Origin of the sequence: Lutibacter sp. (genome assembly GCF_016342705.1) — a bacterium.
GTDB lineage: Bacteria > Bacteroidota > Bacteroidia > Flavobacteriales > Flavobacteriaceae > Lutibacter.
On the sequence record NZ_JAEINV010000031.1, the window covers coordinates 1 to 3090 of the forward strand.

The following is a 3090-nucleotide window of genomic DNA, read 5'->3' on the forward strand; positions in this document are numbered from 1 at the left end:
CTAGGTATTAATGGTGTTGACGCGATCTATTGGAATCCTGCTAACTTAGCAAGAGGTGAGCATGGTTTTGAAGCTAGCTTCTCGCACATGACTTATTTAGCTGATATTGGTGTTGAGTATGGTGCCTTTGGTATAAACCTTGGTGAATTTGGAACTCTTGGTTTAGCTATAAAATCATTAGACATTGGTGATATTGAAAATACTACTATCATTAATCCTGATGGAACTGGTCAAACATTTTCACCTCAATATATGGTGTTAGGTGTTACATATTCTAAAATGCTAAGTGATCGTGTATCATTTGGTATTACAGCTAACTATGTATCAGAAACAATTGATCTAGTAGCTAATACTGGTTTCAGTTTTGATATTGGTGTTACTTATAAAAGTCTTGGAAGTATTGAAGGCTTAAGTTTAGCTATTGCTATGAAAAACTTAGGTACAGATATGCAGTTTGACGGATCAGGTCTTTATATTCCTGCTGACGCTCAAAGTACAAGTAGAGGACAGCAATCATACAAAGTTGAAGCAGCTACATTCCCATTACCAACTACGTTGGATATTGGTTTAGGTTATGAATATGACATCGATGAGATGAACGCATTACAAGTAATGGGTGTATTCACTAACCATAACTTCTTTGAAGATGAATATAAAGTTGGTGTTGAGTATGGCTTCGATAATTTACTATTCTTAAGAGGCGGTTATACAATTAGCCCTGAATTAGATAGTGAATATGAAGTATATGGTCTTACAGCTGGTGTAGGTCTTAACTATGATATGGATGGAATGGCTCTTAGAGTTGACTATGCATACAGAGCAGTTGACTTACCTGGTCAGTCAGAAAACCATGTAATTTCTTTAGGTGTTGGATTCTAATTCAATCCTAAAAAATAGATTTACAAAAAACCCAAGCTAGAAATGGCTTGGGTTTTTTTGTGCAATTTAATTAGGTTTTAAACTTTCTAAATCCAGTAATTTTGCTTGTAGTATTTAAAATTCTCGATGTTATTTGACTCTGAATTGTTAGTCAGCTTATATATTCAATAATGGTGGGAAGTTTATTACCATAAATTCTACTATTTAAATTTAGTTTGATAATGTATTTAATCTAGAAAATAAGTAATTTTATGTGGTTATTTTATATAAATAGAGGCTCAACATATGAAATTTATTAAGCTTTTAGCATTCTTGGTTTTTACTTTAGCAATTACTGTTAACGCGCAAAATGATTTTGATTTTGAATTTGATTATGCAAGATTTAATTATGATTCTTCAACAGTTTATCTTGAAATTTATTATTCCTTCAATCAAGGCTCTTTAACCAAAATTGAAAGGGATGGTCAGCATTTAGTTGAAGCAGAATTATCTGTTAATCTTGTAAATAAATTATCTGGAATTAGTGAACTTGACAAAAAATGGTCAGTGCCAAATGTTGTTGCAGATCCAACTGCAGATTTATCAGGTCAAAACTTGATTGGAGTAATTGGTTTTTACGTTCCGGGCGGTGAGTATGAATTAAAAATTGCCGGCTTAGATAAAAATAATCTGGAAGCAAAAAAAGAAATTATTGAAAATGTAGAAGTGATACCATTTCCGCAAAATTCTTTAGCAATAAGTGATATTGAACTTTCCACAAATATTAAAAAAGATGGAACTGATCCAAATTCTATTTTTTATAAAAACACTTTAGAAGTTGTTCCTAATCCAGAAATGTTATATAGTGAAAATATGCCTGTATTATTTTATTATACAGAAATCTATAACATAAAAAATCATACAGAACAGCCTTTAGAACTGCATCAGCTTTTATATAATAGTAAGGGACAAAAGGTTGATAGCAAAATTAAAGATCTTTCAAGAAAACAAACCAGCAGAGTGGAATTGGGATTTGTAAATCTTAAGAAAATGCCTACAGATACTTATAATCTTGTTCTGGCTCTTGTTGATTCTACTAAAAAACAGTCTTATGCTTCCAATAAAAGATTTTTTCTTTACAATCCGAAAATTATAGCAGAAAAAGTTGAAATGGTTGAAAATATCTCATATTTATCAAGTGAATTTGCTGCTATAGAAAGTGAAGAATGTGATGATATATTTAATAAGTCAAAGTATGTTGCATCAAAAAATGAAATAGATCAATATGAAATTCTTGATTCTGCTATTGCTAAAAGAGAATTTCTTTTCAAGTTTTGGAAACACAGAGATGTAATTTCAGAAACTCCACAGAATGAATACAAGAAGGAATATTTTGAGAGAGTAGCTAAATCAAATTCAAAATATGGTGCGTTTAATAAAAAGGGTTATAAAAGTGATAGAGGTAGAGTCTTGATAATTTTTGGAGAACCTGATCAGGTTGATAGGCATCCGAGTCAGATGGATACTAAACCTTATGAAATCTGGTATTATAACTCAATGGAAGGCGGTGTATACTTTGTATTTGCTGATATATCTGGATTTTCTGACTATGAATTAGTTCATTCAACTAAGCGTGGTGAAATGAGAGATGATACTTGGACACGTAGAGTTCAACAACAATAAGATTTGAGATGTTAGATAAAAATAAATTAGAGTATATACTTTTTAAGACAATTATAAAGTTTGTTACTTTAGGTAAAATAGATAAAGCCAGGAATTCTGCAAAAGTTTTAGCCTGGCTTTTGTATTATATATTCCCACTAAGAAAAAAGATTTTACTTAAAAACTTTGGAATTGCTTTCCCAGAAAAAAATGATGCTGAAATAAATAAATTAATCTATGATAATTATTTCAGTTCTGCACTTGCATTATGTGAGATAGCACATTTATCAAATACATCCAAGGATGAAATTTTGAATTTGATAAATTGTAAAGATACTCACGTAATAAACGAAATTCTTGATGATGGGAAAGGAGTTTTATTACTTACTGCTCATTTTGGAAATTGGGAACTGGGGGCGGTTTATTTTGGTCTTACATTAAATAAAAGAGTTCATGAGTTAGTAAAACCTCAAAGGAATCCATATGTAACTAAATGGCTTTCCGAAATGAGAAGTGTTACCGGCAATATAGAAATTCCTTTGGGAATATCTATAAGAGAAATAATGAAAG

3 protein-coding genes are annotated in these 3090 nt (G+C 30.9%); all 3 read left to right on the plus strand.

Annotated elements, in window-relative coordinates:
• A partial coding sequence (locus JEY78_RS15695; protein WP_291853677.1) for a PorV/PorQ family protein occupies nucleotides 1–879 on the plus strand: 879 nt, incomplete at its 5' end.
• Between the two features lie 285 nt (nucleotides 880–1164).
• The gene (locus JEY78_RS15700) at nucleotides 1165–2541 is read left to right on the plus strand and encodes a GWxTD domain-containing protein (protein WP_291853681.1); all 1377 of its coding nucleotides are present in this window, start codon (nucleotides 1165–1167) and stop codon (nucleotides 2539–2541) included.
• 8 nt (nucleotides 2542–2549) lie between these two features.
• A partial coding sequence (locus JEY78_RS15705; RefSeq protein WP_367158793.1) for a lysophospholipid acyltransferase family protein occupies nucleotides 2550–3090 on the plus strand: 541 nt, incomplete at its 3' end.

Excerpts from the sequence above, each read along its gene's own strand:
- JEY78_RS15700 (WP_291853681.1), top strand. The coding sequence starts at position 1,165 with ATGAAATTTATTAAGCTTTTAGCATTCTTGGTTTTTACTTTAGCAATT.